Origin of the sequence: Burkholderia sp. Bp9031 (assembly GCF_003857965.1) — a bacterium.
GTDB classification, from domain to species: domain Bacteria; phylum Pseudomonadota; class Gammaproteobacteria; order Burkholderiales; family Burkholderiaceae; genus Burkholderia; species Burkholderia ambifaria_A.
Genome location: NZ_QTPW01000045.1, coordinates 1 through 19,756, shown reverse-complemented (window position 1 = coordinate 19,756; position 19,756 = coordinate 1). Strand labels below are relative to the sequence as shown.

The following is a 19,756-nucleotide window of genomic DNA, read 5'->3' as shown; positions in this document are numbered from 1 at the left end:
CGGTCGTTCGGCGTCGCCCTACAGATCGTAGACAATCGCCAATATCGGGCAGGTTCAAAACTCTGCCCGCCTTCTGTTATCTACGTGCGACAATTTGAACCTGACGCGTCAGCTTGCGATTGACGTCAGAAATCATTGTTGCGGGAATCAGAAATGGCCCGGCTGTTCTGAGATCACATACGCCCATTAGGTGGCGACCGGGCACGTTGAATTGAATGAACGCTTCGATGTCGGCATCTTCTCGGAGTGCTAGATCCATCACCTCGTCGTTGAGGGCATGGGACGCTTGAATGGTCAATGTCGGTCCCTCTACCGGCGGGAGGGCTCGATTACCCGATTGGATAACCCAGTCGAGCCCGGCTTTCGTGACCGCGCACCGGAAGGACATACCGTAGAGGACGCCATTGCCGCGAGCCTGCTGTTCCAGCCACCAGTCGTTTTGCCAGTCTTCGTAGCCCATCAATGTTCCTTCGAGTCGCTCGAAGGTTTCATTCCAGCCGCCTGCCGCGCCAGCGGCTTGTCTTAGCAGCCTAAAGGCTGGGATACGCCACTCCTCTCCTTTGGCTGCGTAATAAACGTAGCCGACACGGCGGCCGGGAGAATTGGGCAGGATGTCTAGATTCTCTTCTCCGTGCAGCAATCCCGCCGCAACAAAGTGATCGAAACACGCCTTCAATCGGCTGTCAAAACTCAAGCCATCGTCGCTGTCGAACGTGAAGAATGCGAGTTTCTTTCTTCCATCCAGCAGCAGGGGCAACTCGTAACCGGTATGGAATAGGTAGGGCGAGCGTGGCAAGCGACGGCAATCCTTGAACAGGAAAACCTCCCGGCGTCCGCTGTCAAATCTCACACCAAATGCGCTGCAAAGCGCGGTGGTTTCGTGCGGTGACAGCAGATAAACCTTGTCGACCGACGGATCGTCGTCATCTTCGATGGCCAGAATACTCTTGAGCTTCGCTAGATCTGCAGTTCTAAATCGGGTTGCCAAACATGGGCTTAACAGGTGCTCATCGATGGCTTCGAGGATAAAAGCGGGAGCGTCTGGTGGCGTAGTCATGGCTTATTGGCTCGCATCGCATCCGTGCCGTAGGCGGTAGCATAATCTAGCACGCTCGGCAGACGTGAGAGAGGCACATGAAACTTCAGTCGAATTACGAGAATACGTTCAAGTACATCCGCAAGAACGCACGCGGTTTGACGTATGACGTGGGCTATCACCTCTACCAGCGCGACGATGGTACGTTTATCTATGGCTTTGAAATCGTGCAGGAAGCGTGCGATGGCCGCCTCGGAAGCGGCGCGACTGTTCTGAATTTCCGGGGCACGCCTGAACAAGCGGAGAAATATCTCCGAAACACTCTCGAGGAAATGGTCGAAAAATTGCCGGAGGTATGGGAATCGGATCGAAACAGGAACCGCAAGGAAACTGACGAGGGCGTGGTAACCGATGCGTGGCTAATCCGCCGCATCTACGGGTACTGGCCCGGATTTCATGATGCCGAACTCCTTTCTGTAACGCTGCGTCGACGCGTATCCGGTGGAAAAGGACAAGCGGACATGGAGCTTGTTCTTCATCACTGGGGACAAGACAATCCGGAGTGGCAAGGCGAGAACCGGCATTGCAAACTTACGTTTCTGCTGGAAGACGTGGACGGGGACGAGTTCGCCACAGATAACGTAAGCGATCCTTCTTGGATCTATGACTTGCGTTTTTCACGGTGTGACGATGGCCGCATCCAGGTCGATTTGGAGCCATCCACCGGCTTTTCGCTCCTGCTCTATTGCGCAGTTGCTCGCGTGATGTGCGTGGAACCGTATTTGCCCGAACGCACGTAATCGCGTGACATAAGGCATAGGATCCACCGGCTTGGTCAGGCTTACCAACGTCGCCTTCAGAGAAGACTGAATGGCCGCTCCGGGTCGCCTACAGCCGACCATGTCCGGCAGCTACGTGGCCAACTATGGCCGGAGCCAATTGCACCCAATAGCGGCCTTTGAGCGTTACTTGTCGAGGTGGCTGCGATTACCCCCTGTCTTTCCCTGCTTGCATCCTATATTTGTCGTTACGGGTTGCGTTGCGAGAGGAGAAGGGCCGTGAATCACATCCACATCGTCCCTACCGTTTCGCGACTGGTGCTTCTGGGACTCATGCTTCAATCGGGCGCCGCGTTGAGCCAGCAGTCATTGGACCAGCAACTGGCCGGCGCGTGGACGTATGTCTCGGTCGATACTGTCCGTCCGGACGGCAGCCGCACACCCATGTACGGGCCCAATCCCCACGGTCTGGTGATCTTTGACGGCCATGGCCACTACGCGCTGGTGAATTCGCGCGGCGACCTGCCCAAGTACGTATCCAACGATCGAATGAAGGGCAGTGCGGAGGAATATCGCGCGGTGGTGCAAGGTTCGATCGCCCACTTTGGTACGTACGTCGTCAACGAAGCAGACAAAACCATCACCTTTCGCATCGATACGAGCACATTTCCAAACTGGAATGGCGTCGAGCAGCGCAGGCCGTTTGTCCTCTCGGGAGATGAGCTCAGATGGACGACGCCTGCCGCTTCAGGGGGCGGCTCGGGCGAGGTCGTGCTAAGGCGAGCCAAATGACTTCGAGCGCAGGCCGGGTAGTTGACGTCGCGCCTTCTCAGGGATGACCGAACCCGGAGCGAACGGCCACTCCCCTCAATCGAAATACGGCGCCAACACCCCCTCGATCCAGTCCATGAACGCCCGCACGCGCGGCGACAGATTACGCCGATGGGCCACGACGAGCGACGCGGCCAGCGGCTCGGGACGCAGATCCGGCAGCACCTCCACCAGTGCACCGCTTGCGATGTGACTCGCAACCCCTGAATACCCGGCCTGGATCAACCCGATGCCGGCAAGCCCTGCCGCGTGATACGTCTGCACGCTGTTGACCTGCATCGCGCTCGGCAATGCAAGCGTCGCATAGCCGTCGCCGTCCGGATATTCCCATCCGGGATGTCGGGCACCGAGCGTCAGCGTGTAGTGGACCATCCGGTGCCCCTGGCCGAGCAGATCATCGAGCGTATGTGGCACACCGTACCGCTCGAGATAACCGGGGCTCGCCGCATTGATCATGCGCAGCCGGCCCAACGGCCGGGCAACCAGCGTCTCGTCCACGATCGGCCCGAGACGGATCACGCAATCGAATCCTTCCTGGACGAGATCGACACGCCGATCGGTGCTCGAAAGCTCCAGTTCCAGTTCGGGATGCGCGGCCATCAGTTGCGGTAATGCGGGAATCACGACGCTGCGCGCGAGCTCGGTCGGCATGTCGACGCGCAACCGTCCCCGCAGGCGGGTGCCATTGCCGGAGAACATCGATTGCAGTTCCTGCACTTCGGCCAGCAGGTCCCGCGCACGCGAATAGAAGGCGCGTCCGTCTTCGGTCAGCTGCACGCTTCTCGTGGTCCGATGCAGCAGCGCGACGCCCACGTCGCGCTCGAGCCGGCGGATCACCATCGACACACGTCCTTTCTGGATACCCAGGCTTTCGGCCGCGCGCGTGAAGCTCGTCATTTCGGCGACACGGGCAAAGATCAACAGCGCGTCAAGGTTTTTCATTGTTCACTCTGCGAGTAACAGAACGTTCAATCGGTCGTCATTTATGACTCAATTGCGACTCAGTAGAGTGCTTCCCATGTCGTCGCCCGACGACAACCTGAACGAAAGGGAGCAAGCATGACGCAACACATCACGCCGGTTAAAGCGGTCGTCGTCTACCACTCGGGCTATGGGCATACCGAACGCATGGCCGCGGCGGTCGCCGAAGGCGCTGGCGCCGCAGTCGTCGCCATCGACGCCGACGGAAATATTCCACCGGACGCGTGGGAGACGCTTGCCGGCGCCGATGCGATCCTGTTCGGCTCGCCGACCTACATGGGCGGCCCGAGCTGGCAGTTCAAGAAGTTCGCCGACGCATCGTCGAAGGCCTGGTTCGACGGCGCGTGGCGCAACAAGATCTTCGGCGGCTTTACCAACAGCGCCAGCATCAACGGCGACAAGCTCAATACGCTCGAATACTTCGTTCTGCTCGCCGGGCAGCACGGCGGCATCTGGGCGAGCATGGACATCAAGCCGGCGAACCTGAAGGCGTCGATGCGCGACGACCTGAATCGCATGGGCGCCTATATCGCGCCGATGGCGCAGACGCCGGCCGACGCGTCTCCCGACGAGATGTCGGCGGGGGATCTCGAGACGGCACGCCGCTATGGCGCGCGCGTCGCAACGATCGCCGGACAGTTTCGGGCAGGACACGCTCGAAACAGCTGACATCCTGGCGTGCGGCGCGCGCCGGACCGGACGCCGCCGCATTCTTCCCAGCCGATCCGGAAGGAAACGGGCATGAAATACAAGCAACTGGGCCGCACCGGCCTGTATGTCTCCGAGCTGTGTCTCGGCACGATGACGCTGGGCGGCAATGCCGATGCCGGCATGTGGGCGGCGATCGGCGCGGTCGGCCAGGACGACGCGACGCGTCTGATCGCCCGCGCGCTGGCCGACGGCATCAACTTCATCGATACCGCGGACATTTACTCGTTCGGTCAGTCGGAACGCCTCGTCGGACAAGCGCTGCGGGACCTCGGCGTGCCGCGCGGCGAGATCGTGCTGGCAACCAAGACGGCCGGCGTGATGGGCCCGACACCCAACGATCAGGGCGCGTCGCGCGGCCACATCATGGATTCCGTGCAGCGAAGCCTGGAGCGGCTGCAGGTCGACCATGTCGACCTTTACCAGATCCATGCGAACGATTCCGTCACGCCGATCGAAGAGACGCTGCGGGCGCTCGACGATCTGACGCGCCAGGGACTGGTTCGCTATGTCGGCGTGTCGAACTGGCGCGCCGGGAAGATCGGCAAGGCGCTCGGACTCGGCGAAGCGCTTCATGCGACGCGCTTCGAGACGCTGCAGGCCTACTATTCGATCGCCGGACGTGACGTGGAGCGCGAACTGGTGCCGCTCGCGATCGAGGAGCGGATGGGCTTGCTCGTCTGGTCGCCGCTCGCCGGCGGATTGCTTTCGGGGAAGTTCGGTCCCGGGGCGCCGACCGAAGAAGGCGCGCGGCGCAGCCATTTCGATTTTCCGCCGGTCGATCTCGAGCGGGCCTGGCCGTGCGTCGCGGCGATGCGCGCCATCGCCGATGATCGGCGCGTGTCGGTCGCCCGGATCGCGCTCGCGTGGTTACTCGCGAAGCCGCATGTCACGAGCGTCATCATCGGTGCCAAACGGGTCGAGCAGCTTGAGGACAATCTCGGCGCGGTCGATGTCGTCCTGACCGACGACGAGCTTGCGCATCTTGACGCCGTGAGTGCGTTGCCGCCCTGTTATCCCGGCTGGATGATCGATCGTCAGGCGGCGGGGCGGCTGCCGCAGCCTTTCGCACGTGCCGTGTCGAAATAGGATCGGCGACGCGACATCCATCTGTTCGACCGGGGCGGTCGCGAACACGCCCGGTGTCGAGTCGGGCACACGCGTGACGCGAAAGGAAGCACCTCGCCGCGTCAAAGCGACGCGCCGCCGCACATGACGATCTGCTGCCCGGTGATCGCGCTCGCATCGGCGCTCAACAGGAAGCCGGTCAGCGCGGCGACTTCCTCGGGCGTGATGAATCGCCCGATCGGCGGCAGGCGGGGAGGCGTTGCCGCGCGCGCCGGATCACGCAGGAACGGCGTGTCCGTCGCGCCGGGCGCGACGACGTTGACGGTGATGCCCCGCGGCGCGAGTTCCGCCGCCCAGGACCGCGCCAGGCCGACCAGCGCGGATTTGGTCGCCGCATACTGGCTGCGGGTGGCCGCGCCGTTGGCGGTGCGGCTGCCCAGCAGTACGATGCGTCCGCCTGCGGGCATCCGCGGCACCAGCCGATCGGCGAGAAAGGTTGCGGACTCGACGTGCAGGCGCCACATGGCTGCTCCGTCTTCCATGGCTGCTCCGTCTTCATGTGAAAGCTGACCGAGCGGTGCGGTACGCATGAACCCGGCCGCATGCACCAGCGCGTCCACCGCGCCCAGTTCATCGCACACGGGCCCGAGTGCCGCGAAGTCGGTGACGTCGACCGGCACGATTGTCAGCGCATCGCGGGTCGTTTCAATGTGCGAGCGGCACAGTCCCGTGACGCGCCAGCCATCGGACAGCAGACGATCGACGATCGCTTGCCCGATTCCCGACGACGCGCCCGTGACGACGGCATGGCGCGAACCCGAACCCGACTGCTCCAATTGACCCACGATCGCTCCTGCTACGTTTGAACTACGATGAACCGGCGGATGTCGCCGCAGTCTTCGTGCTGACCGCATGCACCGTGATCCGCGCCTGCGAATGGAACGGATCGAGCTGCTCGGGCAGGGCGGCGTCATCCGTCACGAGCGTCCAGTCGCGCTCGAGCGGCGTCCAGTGCTGCTGGCTCGCGCGTCCGAGCTTGTCCGCGGTCACGAGCACGAAGACCTCCGCCGCCTGCCGCATCACGCACTCCTTCAGATACGACTGCTCGCTGCTCGCCTCGCACAAACCCAGTTCGGCGACCACGCCGTCGGCGCCGAGGAAGGCCTTGTCGACGCTCAGGCGGCTCAGCGCGATCTGCGCGAGCGGCCCGAGCGTGCTCATGCTGGACGACCGGACGTCGCCGCCGATCACCGTCACAGCAACCCCTGACGATGCGAGCGGGCTCACGACCAGCAGGTTGTTGGTGACGACGTGAACGGCGGTCCGGCCGGCAAGCAGGCGCGCCAGCGCCGCGGTCGTGGTGCCGCCGTCGAGGAACACGGTGTCGCCATCCTCGACGAACGCGCTTGCCGCGTGCGCGATGGCTTCCTTCTGCTCCTGCGAACTGACGCGCCGCTCCTCGAGCGAGGGCTCAGGCTCGTGGCCGCCGACCGCGGCGGCGCCGCCGTACGTGCGCAGAATGCGACGGTCGCTCGCGAGCGCACGCAGATCCCGGCGAACCGTCGCTTCCGACATCCCGAAGTGCTCGCACAACGTCGCAACGTCCGTCATGCCCCCGAGCACGGCCTGCAGCATCGCCTCCCGGCGCCTGGTCACTTTCATGTGCGTGAATTCCTGGTCTGATCGCATTGGCGCGCAAGTCCGCGCATCCCGACCGACAAGTTTATCGAATTGCCGCAGCGACCGGCCAGTTGCACCGGCTGGCGTCATCGACCGCGAACCCACGCTTCGTCGACGCGCACGTACTTGATTTTCTGGCGGAACCAGGTGAATGCGATATGCAACGCGCCGTCCTGCGACTGCACGATGGACGGATACGAATACTCCCGGTTGCGCTGGTCCGCGGAGTTGTTGGTCATGCAGTACCCGTCGCCGATCTCCAGGTTGCGACGGCGCCGCCATGTCCTGCCGCCGTCTTCCGAGATGGCCAGCGACATCGGCGCGCGCGGCGCGCCCCAGAAGGCCGTGCCGCGCGCGGACGCCTTCTGGTCGCGCAGCTCGCCGCTGTCTTCCGAGTCTTCGATATCGTCGTACAGGGACGCGCGCCGCTCCTTGCTGTGCGACGCATCGCTCTCGTTGAACACGAGCGCGAGGTGACCGTTCTGCAACACCGTGAACTGAATCGACGAGTTGTTGTTCGGTACGTCGGTCGGCTCGGGCGCGCTCCACGTGCGGCCATCCGTCGAGCGGCTCGCGTAGACGAAGTCGGCCCAGCGGCTACGGTAAAGCGCCAGCAGCGAGCCGTCGTGCAGCACGTGAACGTTCATGTGCACGCACCCGACGCTGTCCGGTACTTCATGCAGCGTCCACGACGCGCCCTGATCGTCGGAGACCATGACCGCGCTGACATCGTCGTTGCCGACCCAGCGCTCGCCGGGCGCCGTGCGGCACAGGAAGATGGGGCAAATCCACGTGCCGCTGTCGAGCGCGATGATCGGCTGGCGGACGAAGGTCCCCGGACGCTCGAACAGGGTTTCGACGGGCCCCCAGGTGACGCCGCCGTCCGCCGACACGCGGCGGCGAACGATCGCGGTGTTCTGATGGCCGGACAGTTGCGCGGTGTAGATCAGCCACAGGCGGCCGTCCGGCGCGGTGAACAGCACCGGGTTCTGTTCCGAGCGGGTCGGGTCGTCCGACAGCTTTTGAGGCGACGACCACGCGTTCGTCCCGGCCGCGAGACGCGACAGGTAGATGGAAACGTCGGGAATGCCTTCCTGGGTGCCGCCGAACCAGACGCACAGCAGGTCGCCGTTGTCGAGGCAGTGCAGGTTGGCCGCGTGGTTCTGCACGCAGGCGGTCGGCAGAAACGCTTCTTGCCGTTCCGCGTCGGCATACGCCGTGCGAACGCAATGATCCGAAGCGGCGCTCGGCGCTTCAACGAGGTTGGTGCTCATGAAATGTGTCTCGAGTGGCGAGGTTAGTGCGATTCGCGATGCGTGAGCGGCTTGTCGCGAAGGTCCGAGCCTTCGCCATGAAACAACAGCTTGCCGATGATCAGCACGATCGCGGGTGTCACGAGGGCGACGTACATGTTGTCGATGCCGAACGGATTGCCGAGCAGGTACCAGACCGTCGTCGCGATCGTCGCGAAGATGAGCGCCGAGACGGCGCCGCGCTTGCCGCTGAAGAACGGCAGGTAGATCCCGATCAGCGCAACGATCGACACGGACAGACGCAGCGCGCGGCTGAAGAACGACAGCGCGAGGATCTGCGGGACGAACAGCACGAAGATCAGCGGGAGGAAGCCGACGACCAGCGAGATCCAGCGCGTCATTCTCAGTTCGACGTCGGGCGTCGGCTTGAAGCGGGGCACATAGAAGTCCTTGACGATCAGCGAAGCGATCGCCAGTGCGACGGTGCAGACGCTCACGAAAATGGATGCGACGAGCGAAGTCGTGACGATGCCGGCCAGGATGGGGTTCATGTGCTGCAGGAACACCGGCAGCGCATACAGGCTCTTGATGTTCGGATACAGGTACTTGGCGGTCACGCCGATGAAGCCGAGCGCGAGCCCGATCGGCACGCACAGGACTGCGGCGATCAGCGAGGACGCGCGTGCGCCCTCGGGGCTGCGGGTGGCCGAGATCGCCTGGATGATGAACTGCGTCGAGAAGATCGCGCCGGCCGTGCCGATGATCCATGCGCCGATGGTGCCGCCCGACAGCGCCCCCGTCCACGTGAAGTAGTGCGCGGGCATGTGCTGCGCCATCGGCTTGATGCCGCCCGACAGCTGCCACGCGACGCCGACCAGGATGGCGATGCCGAGCAGCTTCACGGCGCTGTGGACGACCGTCAGGTACGCGACGCTCTTGAGCCCGCCCCAGACGAAGTAGATGGTGCTGACGATGGCGGTGATGATGGCGGCCGTCGGCAGGTTGATGCGCATGACCGTCGAGATCGCCGCCGCACCGCTCACGTAGTTGCCGACGTTCACCACGAACAGCGCGTAGATCATGATCGCGGAGACGGCGAGCTTCGCGCCATGCCCGTACCGCTGGGCGATGAACCCGGAGATGGTGAATTCACCTGACGCATACAGGCGCTTGGCCATGAACAGCCCGAAGAGCAGGAAGCCGATGGCTGCCGCCAGGACCGACCACGAAGCGGCGAGGCCGGCCGAGAAGGCTTCCTGCGATGTCCCGACCGTCGATTTGGCGCCGATGAATTCCGACATCAGCAGGATGGCGACCACCAGCGCGGGCATCGAGCGCCCGGCCACCATGAATTGTTCGGAATTACGGCTGCGCAGGCGAATGCTGATGATGCTCGTCAGCACGATGTAGGCAACCACCATGCCGATGATGGTGGCTGTATCCCAATAACTGAAGGTGGCCATCGCTTGTCTCCACGTTACCTTCGGTTGATATGTCCGTTCGGGTGCGTCGAGTCATCCGGCATGTTCCTGCCGGTATGACCCGTTGGTCGATGCGTGTCGTTACATGGGCGGCTCAGGCGGCGCTTGCCACCGGCGACGGCTCGTTGCGCCGCGTCGCGAGGTCCACGGCCTGGCGGAAGGCTTCGAGCATGCTGCGTTCGTCGGCGATGCCCTTGCCGGCGATGTCGAAGGCGGTGCCGTGGTCGACCGACGTGCGGATGACCGGCAGGCCGACCGTCACGTTCACGCCGGCTTCGAGGCCCATCACCTTCACCGGCCCGTGTCCCTGGTCGTGATACATCGCGACGACCACGTCGAAATCGCCGCGGCCCGCACGGAAGAACAGCGTGTCGGCCGGCAGCGGGCCTTCCACGTCCCAGCCGCGCGCCTGGAGGATCTGCACCGCCGGAACGATCTTCTCTTCCTCTTCGCCGTAGCCGAACAGGCCGTTCTCGCCGGCATGGGGATTGATGCCGCATACGCCGATGCGCGGATTCGCGATGCCGGCGCGAACCAGCGTGTCATGTGCGCGTTCGATCGTGCGTTGCACGAGGCCCGGCTCGATCTTGCGAATCGCGTCGAGCAGGCCGATGTGCGTCGTCACGTGGATCACGCGAAGGTTGGGCGCGACCAGCATCATCGACACCTCGTCGATGCCCGTCAGATGCGCGAGCATTTCCGTATGTCCGGGGAAAATATGGCCGCCGGCATGCAACGCTTCCTTGTTGAGCGGGGCCGTGCAGATCGCGTCGAGCTCGCCGTTCGACGTCAGCTCGACGGTGCGCGCGATATATCGATACGCGGCGTCTCCGGCGATCGCGGACAGCTTTCCATAAGGCAGGTCGGCCGGAATGAGCGCCATGTCGATGCAGTCGACGACCCCCACGCGGAACGCGCCGTCGGACGGCCGGCTGACGGCGCGAACGTCGAGCTCGACGCCGGCTCTGCGGCCGGCGTCCCGCAGGCGCGCGGCGTCGCCGATGACCACGGGGCGGCACTGCTCGTACACGGACGCATGGGCAAGGCTCTTCATGATGATTTCCGGGCCGACGCCAGCCGCGTCGCCCATGGTGATACCGATGATGGGACGGTTGTCCATGGCAGTTCTCTTCACAAATTGGTTTGAGCGGTATTGGCCGTCTTGCCTTCATTCGCAAGCCGGCGCCACGCGTGATGGAGCGATGCGGGCTGGCCGAAGCCGCCCGCCTTGGTCACGACGGGGAGTGTCTTTCCTTGCAGCCGGCATTCGAGCAGCGGCATGCCGTCCTCGATTTCGTCGACGATCCGCAACGCGTTCGCGCCGGCCGCGGTGAGCAGCGCGCGCGCCGTTTCGCCGCCCGTCGCGATGATCCCGCCCGCGTGGCGCACGGCGGGCGCCAGCAACGCGGCAAGACGGTTGCAGAACAGCAGGCCGTCCTTCACGTCGCCGCGCTGCGCCTGGCTCAACGAGACCACCACATGCCGGCCGCGACGAAGGGCGTCGCATACGAGCGTCGTCACGTCGCTGCGCGGATCATCCAGCGCGGCGACGGGGACCTCGAGCGCAACGAGGCTCGTGCCGCAGTTGGCCTTGAGGCAGTCCAGCTGTGCATGCGAGATGCCCGACATGCTGCCGACGACCGTGAGCACGGGCCCTTGCGGATCCTCGCGGCCGGCCGTCGGGGCGGTCGTGCTTCGGGTTGGCGCCAGCGTTTCGATGACGGCGGGAGCCAGGCCGGCCGAGCCCACCCAGAACACGTTGTCGAGCGTGGCCGATGCGCGGGCAATGCGTTGCAGGTCCGCATCGGACTCCGCGTCGCACACGACGGCTTGCACGCCATCGGCTTGCAACTGCCGCATGTGTGCCGCGAGCGCGTCCGGTTCGCCGCGCACCGCGCCGATTCCCGCGTGTGCGACGCGCAGATCCTCGGCCGAAAGCAGCGCAACCAGATCGGCCTTGCCCGGGATGTGCTCGTTGCGCCAGTATTCGCTCGCTTCGACGGGCACGCCGCGAACCCATTGGCGTCCGTCCCGCGTCGTGCGTCCGGATGCCGGGTAGGCGGGGCAGACGATCGCCATGCCGAGGTGTGACGCCAATGCGGCGACCTCGGCCGCGACATTGCCTCGCAGCGTGGAGTCCACCTTCTTGTAGATGCGCATGCCGGCGCGCGACAGCGACTCGACGGCGGCGACGTTGCGTCGGGCGGCCATGTCCTTCGATGCGCGGCGCGAGTCGACGTCGACCGACAGGATGTCGACGTCGTGCGCCGACGCCGACGCGTGTTCCGTGTCGAGCAGGACCATCGCCGTCAATCCGTGACGCAACCCGGCCACCGCGCAATCGGCCGCGCCCGACAGGTCGTCGGCGACGATCAGGAGCCGTGCCGCATGCTGTGCGACCGCGTTCATGGCAGCAGGCGACGGTAGATGGACTTCATGTCGTCGAGCGTCAGCGCCTTCGGATTGTTGCCGAGCAGGCGCTTGACCTTCGATGCCGCCACCGCCAGCGCGTCGAGATGTGCTTCGGACACGCCGAACTTGCGCAGGTCCTGCGGAATGTCGACAGCCGCCGTCCATTCCACCATCTTGTCGATCAGCTTGCGTGCGGCGACCGGGTCCGAATCCGTGTTCGGCGCCAGATCGAGTGCGCGCGCAACGTTCGACAGCCGGCCTTCGATCGCATCGAGATTGAAGGCCATCACGTGCGGCAGGAGCATCGCGTTCGCGACACCGTGCGTGACGTTGAACATCCCGCCGAGCGGGTAGGCCAGCGCATGCACCGCTGCCGTGCCGGCGGCGGTGAGCGCGAGGCCGCCGTACATCGACCCGAGCATCATCGCTTCGCGTGCCTTCAGCGACTGGCCGTTCTCGTACGCCTCGACGATGTTCGCGCCGATCAGGCGCATCGACTCCATCGCGTACATGTCGCTGATCGGGTTCGCCTTCGTCGAGATATACGATTCGAGCGCATGCACGAACGCGTCCATGCCGGTTGCGGCCGTGATCGGCTTCGGCAGGCCGAGCGTCAGTTCCGCATCGAGAATCACGATTTGCGGCAGCAGGTGACGGCTGACGATGCCCACCTTCAACGCTTCGTCCGGCAGCGTCACGATCGCGTTGGGCGTGACTTCGGAGCCGGTGCCTGCGGTCGTCGGCACCAGAATCATCGGCACGCCGGGGTGCTTGATGAGGTCGATGCCGAGCCAGTTGCGCAGCGGTTCGTCGTTGGTCAGCCGGACCGCGAACAGCTTCGCCGCATCGAGCACGCTGCCGCCGCCGATGGAAAGAATCGCCTGAGGCGCAAAGGGCTCGATCTGCTCCTTGAAAACCGTCTCGACGTTGCCGATGGTCGGCTCCGGCTCGACGCCGCGAATGATGCGCACGTCGACGTCCCTCGCGTTGAGCGATTCGATCACGCGATCGGCGACCCCCAGCGCTTCCATTGCGGGTTGCGTGATCAGCGCGATGCGCTCGATCGGCGTATCGAGCAGCGACAGCGTGTCGGGAAGCGTGGCGAGGCTGCCGGCGCCGTGGACGATGTGCTTGACTGTCTGGAAGTGATAAGTCGTCATGCTGATGACCTGTTTCAGTGGCCGCGCGCGGCGTCGTGGTAAATGGAGAGCGCTTGCGCCAGGCGCTCGCGCGCGCTGTCGTCGAGCGGTTGCGCGGGCGAGCGAGCCGGGCCCGCTGGCATGCCGAGCATCTGCGCGGCGGTTTTCAGCACGACGGGCATCGTGCCCAGCGCGAATGCGTCGCGCAGCGCACGCAGCGACTCCTGGGCGGCGCGTGCACCCGCGATATCGCCGGCCTGGAACTTGTTCCAGATCGACATGACGACCTGCGGGACGGCATTGGTCGTCGCGGCGACCGCGCCGTCGCCGCCCGCGATCAGCGTCCAGAGAATCATCGAGTCGGTGCCGGTGAAGACCGCGAAGTCGTCGCGCCGCAGGTTGATCAGTTGCAGCAGGCGATCGAAGTCGCCGCCGCTGTCCTTGATGCCGCGGATGTTCGGAATCTCGGCAAGGCGGCGCACGGTATCGACCGTCAGCGTGATGCCCGCTTTCGCGGGGATCGTGTAGAGCATGACCGGAAGCGGCGTTGCCTCGGCGATCTTCTTGTAGTGCGTGTAGAGCTCCGGCTGCGTCGCGCCGTTGAAGTACGGCGTGATCACCGAAACGGCATCCACGCCGACCTCGGTCATCTTCCGGTTCAGGTCGATCACGTCACGCGTCGCATAGGCGCCGGTGCCCGCGATGACGGGCACGCGCGAGCGGGCCTGGCTGACCGCGATGCGCGCGATGCGCAGCTTCTCTTCTTCGCTCAGTGCGATGAATTCGCCGTTGGTGCCGAGCACGAAGAGCCCGTGCACGCCCGACTCGATGAGCCGTTCGACCAGCGCGCGCAGCCCGTCTTCATCGATGTTCTCGTCTGCCGTCATCGGCGTGATCAGCGCGGGAACGATCCCCTTGAACGAAATTGACATGCTTGGCTTGCTCCATCGCGGAAGGGACGGCGGGCGGAAGCGCCGTCTCCTTGGGGTTAGGCAGAAAACAGCGGGGCCGTGCGCTTGCGGGCACCCGCCAGTGCAACGCGTATGACGGAACGAGTCGTCCGGCAGCTTTCTTCAGTGGACTTGCTCGTTTCGATCAAAGTTGTTGCGCGATGTGTGCATTCTAGCTGATGTGGTGACTGGATCAGTCAATGAAAACCCTAATATGATTGAATCGATCATTTTGAGGTGGCGCCGAAAAGGGGAAATGAGCGAATGGTTCGGCTTCGCGTACGTCGGCGGCATGCATGGCCGGCTGCTCGTGATCGGCTTCGTCTGCAACCTGTTCGTCACGCGCGTGAACGAGCGCCATCACATGACCGACGCGCAGCTCGACGCCGGCAAATAAATAAATCCAGGAGACGCGAAAAATGAACGAAACGGTCGCTTCCGCTCGCCCGACCAAACAAGGCGGTGCTTGCCGTGTTTTGGCTCTACGTGCTGATTCCGCTTGCCTGGGGTGTCGTCAACACGCTCACGACGGCGATGAAGCTGTTTGGGTGAAGGCGGGCAGGGCGCGCTGATCTGCACGGTGCGATCAGCGCGGTAACCGCTAGAATTGCGGTTTTTAGCCCGGAACACGTCCATGTCTTTTGCCTCGCTAGGCCTGATCGACCCGCTGCTGCGTAATCTGCAGGACCTCAATTACCAGACACCTACGCCGGTGCAGGCCAAGGCGATTCCCGCAGTGCTCGGCGGCAAGGACGTCATGGCCGGGGCGCAGACGGGCACGGGCAAGACCGCGGGTTTTGCGTTGCCGCTGTTGCAACGGCTGGTGCAGCACGGGCCGGCGGTGTCCAGCAACCGTGCGCGTGTTCTGGTGCTGGTGCCGACGCGTGAACTGGCCGAGCAGGTGCTGCAAAGCTTCGTCGCGTACGGCAAAGGCCTCGACTTGCGATTTCTGGCCGCCTACGGCGGGGTGAGCATCAACCCGCAGATGATGAAGTTGCGCAAGGGCGTGGATGTGCTCGTTGCCACGCCTGGCCGTCTGCTGGATCTCAATCGCCAGAATGCCGTGCAGTTCGACCAAGTCCAGACGCTGGTGCTGGATGAGGCCGACCGCATGCTCGATCTGGGCTTTGCGCGCGAGCTCAATGCCGTCTTTGCTGCGTTGCCCGTTCAACGCCAGACCCTGCTGTTCTCTGCCACGTTCACCGACGACATCCGCGCGATGGCGGCGAGCATTCTGCGCGGTCCGGTCAATATCAGCGTCAGTCCGCCTAATGTCACGGCGAGCAAGATCAAACAGTGGGTGGTGACGGTCGACAAGCGGAACAAGCCGGACCTCTTCATGCACCTGGTGGCCGAGAACAACTGGGACCACGCGCTGGTGTTCGTCAAGACCCGCAATGGCGTGGATTACCTGGCGTCGATGCTGAATGACGCGGGCTATGCGGTCGACACGATCCACGGCGACAAGCCGCAACCCGCGCGGCTGCGTGCGCTCGAGCGCTTCAAGACGGGTGAGGTGCAGATGCTGGTCGCCACCGATGTGGCTGCGCGCGGGCTGGATATCGATGATCTGCCGCTCGTGATCAACGTCGATCTGCCGATCGTGGCGCAGGATTATGTGCATCGGATCGGGCGTACGGGGCGTGCGGGGGCGAGTGGTGTGGCGGTGTCTCTCGTGTGTGCCGATGAAGCGCCGCAACTGGCCGCGATCGAAGCGCTGATCGGGAAAACGCTGCGTCGTGAAGAAGAGCCGGGGTTTGAGGCGGAACACCGCGTGCCGGAAACCAGTGCGACAGGGCAGATCATCAAGAAGCCTAAAAAGCCGAAGAAGCCTAAGGTGGCGCAAGGTGGGGCGGGGGCTGTGCCGGTGGCTGTGGCTGGGAAAAAGCCGCGGCCGCAGGGTGGTGAGGGTAAGGCTGCGGGGAAGGGCGCGAGCGTGTTGGCCGGTAGTCCGTTCAGCGTGCAGAAGCCGCGGAGCAAACCCGCTGGTAAGGCGGCTGCGGGGGCGCGTAAGCCGGCTGGGAAATCGTCTGGTGGGCGCGGGAAGCACTAACGTCGATCGGTGGGGCAGCCGACGCCAGCCAAGGCGCAGGCTGGCGGGTCGGGAGGCAGGTAACGGCTCGACTTCGGCACATGCATCAGGTCGACGGGTAACGGCGCACTGTAGTCAGGATCAGTAACGCCTTCGGGGCCGAACGGATGTTGGAGTCGTGCGTAACAGGCGTCAGATCGAGGGTGACACCGGCGATGTGTCCGGTTTTTCATACGAACGCTGTTGTCTGATCGGCTCGTCGAGGACTATCGCGTTGAGGCGGATAGTGGCCTTTCGCTTTGGGGTGCAGTCGGCCAGGAGCGGTCTTTCGACAGATGGGGCTAGATCGTTGACACTAGGGTTCCACGGCCGCATGCTCCAACCCAATCGCCCACGCTATTCCGGTGATAATCGTTGTCGTTGCGATGTAACTGGTACTGCGAATCGGGGGTGACAGTGACAAAGAGTCGGAAGCTGGTCTTCCAAAGACGCACTGCGATACACGCGGGCCTATGGGTTTCGCTTTACTTTGCGCTAAAACCAGGGGCGTTGCTTGCGTCCCCTCCGCAAGACCTTGAAATACTGGGCAGAAGACTTCGTGTTGAAATCGACGAAGCATATCAGAAGCTCCCCAAAAGCGGCCCGATACAAGAGATAGAGAAAGCTGGGGACATTACTTGGCTCGCAGTTCGTTACATTCCTCTCGAAAGTTCGTTTGACGACGCCGAAGTCATCCTTCGCGGCGCCGGTTTTTCAGTCGGACCACGGCCGGATAAAAATCAACCGGGTAATCTGCAGCATAGATATGATGTCATTGCGCGGATTGACGGGTACCGTTCAAATGTTGTTTCGCGCACCAACGTGTCCGTATTTCTTTCGCCCAAAGCTCCTGGCGATTTTTATGATGGTGTTTCGGCGATATTCGCATCGTTTACGACGAGTTATTTGTAGCGACATTGCACGCAGCAGGGTCGCGAGGTACCGTTCAGCTGTTGATTGTGTATGTCAGTTTTGGGGGCGTCTAGCGGCAGATCTGGGGTGACGTCTTCTGGTATGCGGTTGCGTTGCGTGCTCGTGTGACAGGGAAAAGCTGCTTCGGTGAGCCATTGAGAACAGGTGCAACATGAAATATTTGCACGTGATGGCAGAAAAATACCAAATAAAATTGGAACAATTTAATCAGCTTTTGATCGCCTCCACGGAAACGCCATCCGATACCGACATTGACGTTGGCTTTGGCCGAAGCGATCATCGGAAATCGATTATTTTTCCCCACTACGATATAGGCGATGACCGCTCTGGGTCGGCAACTACCGACTACATCGGGTGGCAAGCGAGCCGGCTTCGGCCTCGGCTTTGGGCAACGAGCCGGCCAATAGGCGACTTTCGTAGGCAGCGGCGTTCGGACATTCAGACGTCCGTTGCGCGATCTCAACGGACGCTTGCAATCGATTGCTCGGCGGATAGGTCAGACGATTATTTCAAAAGCAACTGACACCCCGGTGTCAGCAGGATTTGAGTATCGTGCCGGAATCGCTTGTCATCTGCTGCGTTGCATTGATACCGTTTGCAGCATGCGTGACCGACCAATCCGAGAGGGAGCCATGGCGCGAATTCTTTCGTTTTCTTCCGGGCCCAATGACTGGCAACGCCAATTGGCTGATCCTGAAAAGCATTGGAAGACAGGGTATTCCGCACGCACGCTTGCCTATTGCTGGGAAGACGCCGATGGATTTCCGGCGGAAGTTGCTGCCTCCTTGTCATGCTCCTGCGAGCCGCTGCTCGAAGAACTCACTCCACTCCTGGCGGTGCCGGAATTCAAGGTGCCGTTACCGGGTGGGGAACGTGCTTCGCAAAACGATATATTCGTGCTCGCGCGTTCCTCGGCTGGAGCCGTATCCATCATGGTTGAAGGAAAGGTCCGTGAGTCGTTCGGCCCGACGTTGGAGAGCTGGTGCAACGAGTCGTCAAGCGGCAAGGCGGAGCGCTTGCGCCACATACTGCGAGTGATCGGCCTTGTAGCAGCACCGCAGGGAGACATTCGCTATCAACTGCTGCATCGGGCGGCTTCGGCTGTCATAACAGCCGAGCAGTATCGAGCGGTCGCCGCAATCGTGCTCATACATTCTTTCAGCCCCGAACGTTCGGGCTGGCCGGATTTCCAGGCTTTCACCCGATTATTCGGAGTTGAAGCGGAACATGGGTGTGTCCAAAAACTTGCCGTTTCTTCGCGGGTACCACTCTTCGGCGCTTGGATTACTGGCAACCCGAAGTACCTGACCTGTTGAGCAATAGAAATGCTGGACGCTACGCTGAGCATGTCGTGAATGAATCGACCGGACTAAAGCCTCATGAGCATCCAATTTGCAGCAGTGCACGAGAAGAACACATGGCGCCGGCATTCAGGACATCAAACCCTGGAGGCTGCGATTAGCGGAAGGGATGGCGCGGAAAATCTCCTGCGTGGATTCGAGCGCGTCGGCCGTGATATGCACAAAGCATACGGCGTGGTTCATGCCGTATTTGTATGGGACGACACAGAGCAGATGGCCGACGCGCTCCGGCTGGCACCGGGTAGCAGCCACGACATCGAGCGAGTGAAAGTCCGTGTCGAACTCGTCGAGCTGTTTCAGGTGAAGCATGGTCCGTCTCTGGCTCAGATCGACGAATGGTTTCGGTCGTCGTCCCCAAACGTTGGCACATTGTATCCAGATGACATTCCCGGCGGGGTGCAGTATTTCGAAGGCGCGGTTGCACAGGTGCTTGTGAACGTTTATGAGCGAAATGCAGCCGCACGCCGAGCGTGCATCAACCACTACGGATATGCCTGTATGGTCTGCGATCTGGATTTCGAAGTCCGTTATGGATCAATCGGTCGCAGCTTCATCCACGTTCACCATGAGGTTCCCATCGCAGACATTGGCGCGAACTATCAAGTGGACCCTATTCGCGACCTGAAGCCGGTGTGCCCCAACTGTCATGCGATGCTTCACCGGCAGGATCCTCCACTGCCGATTGAGAAGTTACGTGCAATGTTGTGCCGCTGAGTCAGGGTGCGCGATTCCGATGCCTGTTTTACCTCGGACGTTGCGGTAGATGTCGCGCCGGATCGAATAGCGGGCGTGGGTCGGTCTGCGGCGGTCGCGTGTCGTGGGGTGGCGGCTGGCCGAGTTCGGCGGTTGAATCCACCTCGGCAAACGGCCGTTCCGATGAGAATGATTCAGATTTCGTCATCTGCCAAAGCGCTCCTGACCTGCACTCAGGGTGTTCAGAACGTGGTGAATTCTCAACCCGACGGATTGGCGCGGCGGCGAGATGCTACGATCAACGCGATCCGACTTTCATCCCGACGCACAATGACGACAATGTATGAATTGCTCGGTGTGTGCGAGAACGCCACCAACGA

Annotated in this window: 18 protein-coding genes and 3 pseudogenes; 11 read left to right on the top strand and 10 right to left on the bottom strand. The window is 62.7% G+C overall.

The genetic code is table 11. From position 1 onward, the window contains the following. Positions 1–76 precede the first annotated feature (76 nt). Positions 77–1,057: a hypothetical protein gene (locus tag DIE15_RS33820; protein WP_124835579.1), complete on the bottom strand. Its 981-nt coding sequence runs from the start codon at positions 1,055–1,057 to the stop codon at positions 77–79. A gap of 77 nt (positions 1,058–1,134) precedes the next feature. Between DIE15_RS33820 and DIE15_RS33815 the strand changes: the two genes are divergently transcribed. Together DIE15_RS33815 and DIE15_RS33810 are read left to right on the top strand one after the other, a co-directional pair. Then, a complete protein-coding gene (locus DIE15_RS33815; protein WP_124835578.1) occupies positions 1,135–1,836 on the top strand; it encodes an Imm50 family immunity protein in 702 nt (233 codons plus the stop codon). A 258-nt stretch (positions 1,837–2,094) separates the two neighbouring features. Then, entirely contained in the window at positions 2,095–2,607 is a 513-nt protein-coding gene (locus DIE15_RS33810) for a lipocalin-like domain-containing protein (protein WP_242431882.1), read from the top strand. Between the two features lie 75 nt (positions 2,608–2,682). Here the strand turns inward: DIE15_RS33810 and DIE15_RS33805 are convergent, their stop codons facing one another. After that, complete coding sequence (locus DIE15_RS33805; RefSeq protein ID WP_124835577.1) at positions 2,683–3,588, bottom strand: LysR family transcriptional regulator; 906 nt, start codon at positions 3,586–3,588, stop codon at positions 2,683–2,685. Positions 3,589–3,705: 117 nt separating this feature from the next. Between DIE15_RS33805 and DIE15_RS33800 the strand changes: the two genes are divergently transcribed. Both DIE15_RS33800 and DIE15_RS33795 read left to right on the top strand, forming a co-directional pair. Continuing rightward, a complete protein-coding gene (locus DIE15_RS33800; RefSeq protein ID WP_057928213.1) occupies positions 3,706–4,296 on the top strand; it encodes a flavodoxin family protein in 591 nt (196 codons plus the stop codon). Positions 4,297–4,368: 72 nt separating this feature from the next. Continuing rightward, positions 4,369–5,424, top strand: a complete 1,056-nt coding sequence (locus DIE15_RS33795; protein WP_057928214.1) for an aldo/keto reductase — start codon at positions 4,369–4,371, stop codon at positions 5,422–5,424. 101 nt (positions 5,425–5,525) lie between these two features. On the opposite strand, the gene DIE15_RS33790 is transcribed toward DIE15_RS33795, so the two are convergent. The 8 genes from DIE15_RS33790 to dapA form a co-directional block, all read right to left on the bottom strand. Beyond that, on the bottom strand, positions 5,526–6,248 hold the full coding sequence (locus tag DIE15_RS33790) for an SDR family NAD(P)-dependent oxidoreductase (protein WP_124835590.1): 723 nt from the start codon (positions 6,246–6,248) through the stop codon (positions 5,526–5,528). 22 nt (positions 6,249–6,270) lie between these two features. After that, complete coding sequence (locus DIE15_RS33785; protein ID WP_057928216.1) at positions 6,271–7,065, bottom strand: DeoR/GlpR family DNA-binding transcription regulator; 795 nt, start codon at positions 7,063–7,065, stop codon at positions 6,271–6,273. A 104-nt stretch (positions 7,066–7,169) separates the two neighbouring features. Further along, on the bottom strand, positions 7,170–8,357 hold the full coding sequence (locus DIE15_RS33780) for an exo-alpha-sialidase (protein ID WP_057928217.1): 1,188 nt from the start codon (positions 8,355–8,357) through the stop codon (positions 7,170–7,172). Between the two features lie 23 nt (positions 8,358–8,380). Beyond that, a complete protein-coding gene (locus DIE15_RS33775; protein WP_124835576.1) occupies positions 8,381–9,799 on the bottom strand; it encodes a sodium:solute symporter family protein in 1,419 nt (472 codons plus the stop codon). A 112-nt stretch (positions 9,800–9,911) separates the two neighbouring features. Further along, on the bottom strand, positions 9,912–10,937 hold the full coding sequence (gene pdxA, locus DIE15_RS33770) for a 4-hydroxythreonine-4-phosphate dehydrogenase PdxA (RefSeq protein ID WP_057928219.1): 1,026 nt from the start codon (positions 10,935–10,937) through the stop codon (positions 9,912–9,914). An 11-nt stretch (positions 10,938–10,948) separates the two neighbouring features. Next, positions 10,949–12,226 carry a four-carbon acid sugar kinase family protein gene (locus tag DIE15_RS33765; RefSeq protein ID WP_124835575.1) on the bottom strand — a complete coding sequence of 426 codons (1,278 nt, stop codon included), beginning with the start codon at positions 12,224–12,226 and terminating at the stop codon, positions 10,949–10,951. Continuing rightward, a complete protein-coding gene (locus DIE15_RS33760; protein ID WP_124835574.1) occupies positions 12,223–13,389 on the bottom strand; it encodes an iron-containing alcohol dehydrogenase in 1,167 nt (388 codons plus the stop codon). The genes DIE15_RS33765 and DIE15_RS33760 overlap by 4 nt, the downstream gene beginning before the upstream one ends. Positions 13,390–13,403: 14 nt before the next feature. Continuing rightward, positions 13,404–14,300, bottom strand: coding sequence for a 4-hydroxy-tetrahydrodipicolinate synthase (dapA, locus tag DIE15_RS33755; RefSeq protein WP_057928222.1), 897 nt, complete (start codon positions 14,298–14,300; stop codon positions 13,404–13,406). A gap of 274 nt (positions 14,301–14,574) precedes the next feature. Between dapA and DIE15_RS37275 the strand changes: the two are divergent. From DIE15_RS37275 to DIE15_RS37370, 7 genes and pseudogenes are all read left to right on the top strand, one after another. Then, positions 14,575–14,715: pseudogene (locus tag DIE15_RS37275) on the top strand (hypothetical protein); the annotation flags it as partial. Between the two features lie 22 nt (positions 14,716–14,737). Beyond that, positions 14,738–14,870: pseudogene (locus DIE15_RS33750) on the top strand (oxalate:formate antiporter). An 82-nt stretch (positions 14,871–14,952) separates the two neighbouring features. After that, positions 14,953–16,371 (top strand): DEAD/DEAH box helicase, encoded by a 1,419-nt coding sequence (locus DIE15_RS33745; protein ID WP_124835572.1) that lies wholly within the window; start codon positions 14,953–14,955, stop codon positions 16,369–16,371. 429 nt (positions 16,372–16,800) lie between these two features. Further along, complete coding sequence (locus tag DIE15_RS33740) at positions 16,801–17,301, top strand: hypothetical protein (protein ID WP_124835571.1); 501 nt, start codon at positions 16,801–16,803, stop codon at positions 17,299–17,301. A gap of 704 nt (positions 17,302–18,005) precedes the next feature. Continuing rightward, positions 18,006–18,638 (top strand): DUF6946 family protein, encoded by a 633-nt coding sequence (locus DIE15_RS33735; protein ID WP_409364326.1) that lies wholly within the window; start codon positions 18,006–18,008, stop codon positions 18,636–18,638. A gap of 63 nt (positions 18,639–18,701) precedes the next feature. After that, positions 18,702–19,397 carry an HNH endonuclease gene (locus DIE15_RS37910; RefSeq protein WP_124835569.1) on the top strand — a complete coding sequence of 232 codons (696 nt, stop codon included), beginning with the start codon at positions 18,702–18,704 and terminating at the stop codon, positions 19,395–19,397. 168 nt (positions 19,398–19,565) lie between these two features. Then, positions 19,566–19,756, top strand: a pseudogene (locus DIE15_RS37370) (hypothetical protein); the annotation flags it as partial.

What these genes read in the sequence shown, in the direction of transcription:
- DIE15_RS33820 (WP_124835579.1), bottom strand. Translation starts at nt 1,057, where the DNA reads ATGACTACGCCACCAGACGCTCCCGCTTTTATCCTCGAAGCCATCGAT.
- DIE15_RS33815 (WP_124835578.1), top strand. Translation starts at nt 1,135, where the DNA reads ATGAAACTTCAGTCGAATTACGAGAATACGTTCAAGTACATCCGCAAG.
- DIE15_RS33805 (WP_124835577.1), bottom strand. Translation starts at nt 3,588, where the DNA reads ATGAAAAACCTTGACGCGCTGTTGATCTTTGCCCGTGTCGCCGAAATG.
- DIE15_RS33800 (WP_057928213.1), top strand. Translation starts at nt 3,706, where the DNA reads ATGACGCAACACATCACGCCGGTTAAAGCGGTCGTCGTCTACCACTCG.
- DIE15_RS33795 (WP_057928214.1), top strand. Translation starts at nt 4,369, where the DNA reads ATGAAATACAAGCAACTGGGCCGCACCGGCCTGTATGTCTCCGAGCTG.
- DIE15_RS33785 (WP_057928216.1), bottom strand. Translation starts at nt 7,065, where the DNA reads ATGAAAGTGACCAGGCGCCGGGAGGCGATGCTGCAGGCCGTGCTCGGG.
- DIE15_RS33780 (WP_057928217.1), bottom strand. Translation starts at nt 8,357, where the DNA reads ATGAGCACCAACCTCGTTGAAGCGCCGAGCGCCGCTTCGGATCATTGC.
- DIE15_RS33775 (WP_124835576.1), bottom strand. Translation starts at nt 9,799, where the DNA reads ATGGCCACCTTCAGTTATTGGGATACAGCCACCATCATCGGCATGGTG.
- pdxA (WP_057928219.1), bottom strand. Translation starts at nt 10,937, where the DNA reads ATGGACAACCGTCCCATCATCGGTATCACCATGGGCGACGCGGCTGGC.
- DIE15_RS33765 (WP_124835575.1), bottom strand. Translation starts at nt 12,226, where the DNA reads ATGAACGCGGTCGCACAGCATGCGGCACGGCTCCTGATCGTCGCCGAC.
- DIE15_RS33760 (WP_124835574.1), bottom strand. Translation starts at nt 13,389, where the DNA reads ATGACGACTTATCACTTCCAGACAGTCAAGCACATCGTCCACGGCGCC.
- dapA (WP_057928222.1), bottom strand. Translation starts at nt 14,300, where the DNA reads ATGTCAATTTCGTTCAAGGGGATCGTTCCCGCGCTGATCACGCCGATG.
- DIE15_RS33745 (WP_124835572.1), top strand. Translation starts at nt 14,953, where the DNA reads ATGTCTTTTGCCTCGCTAGGCCTGATCGACCCGCTGCTGCGTAATCTG.
- DIE15_RS37910 (WP_124835569.1), top strand. Translation starts at nt 18,702, where the DNA reads ATGAGCATCCAATTTGCAGCAGTGCACGAGAAGAACACATGGCGCCGG.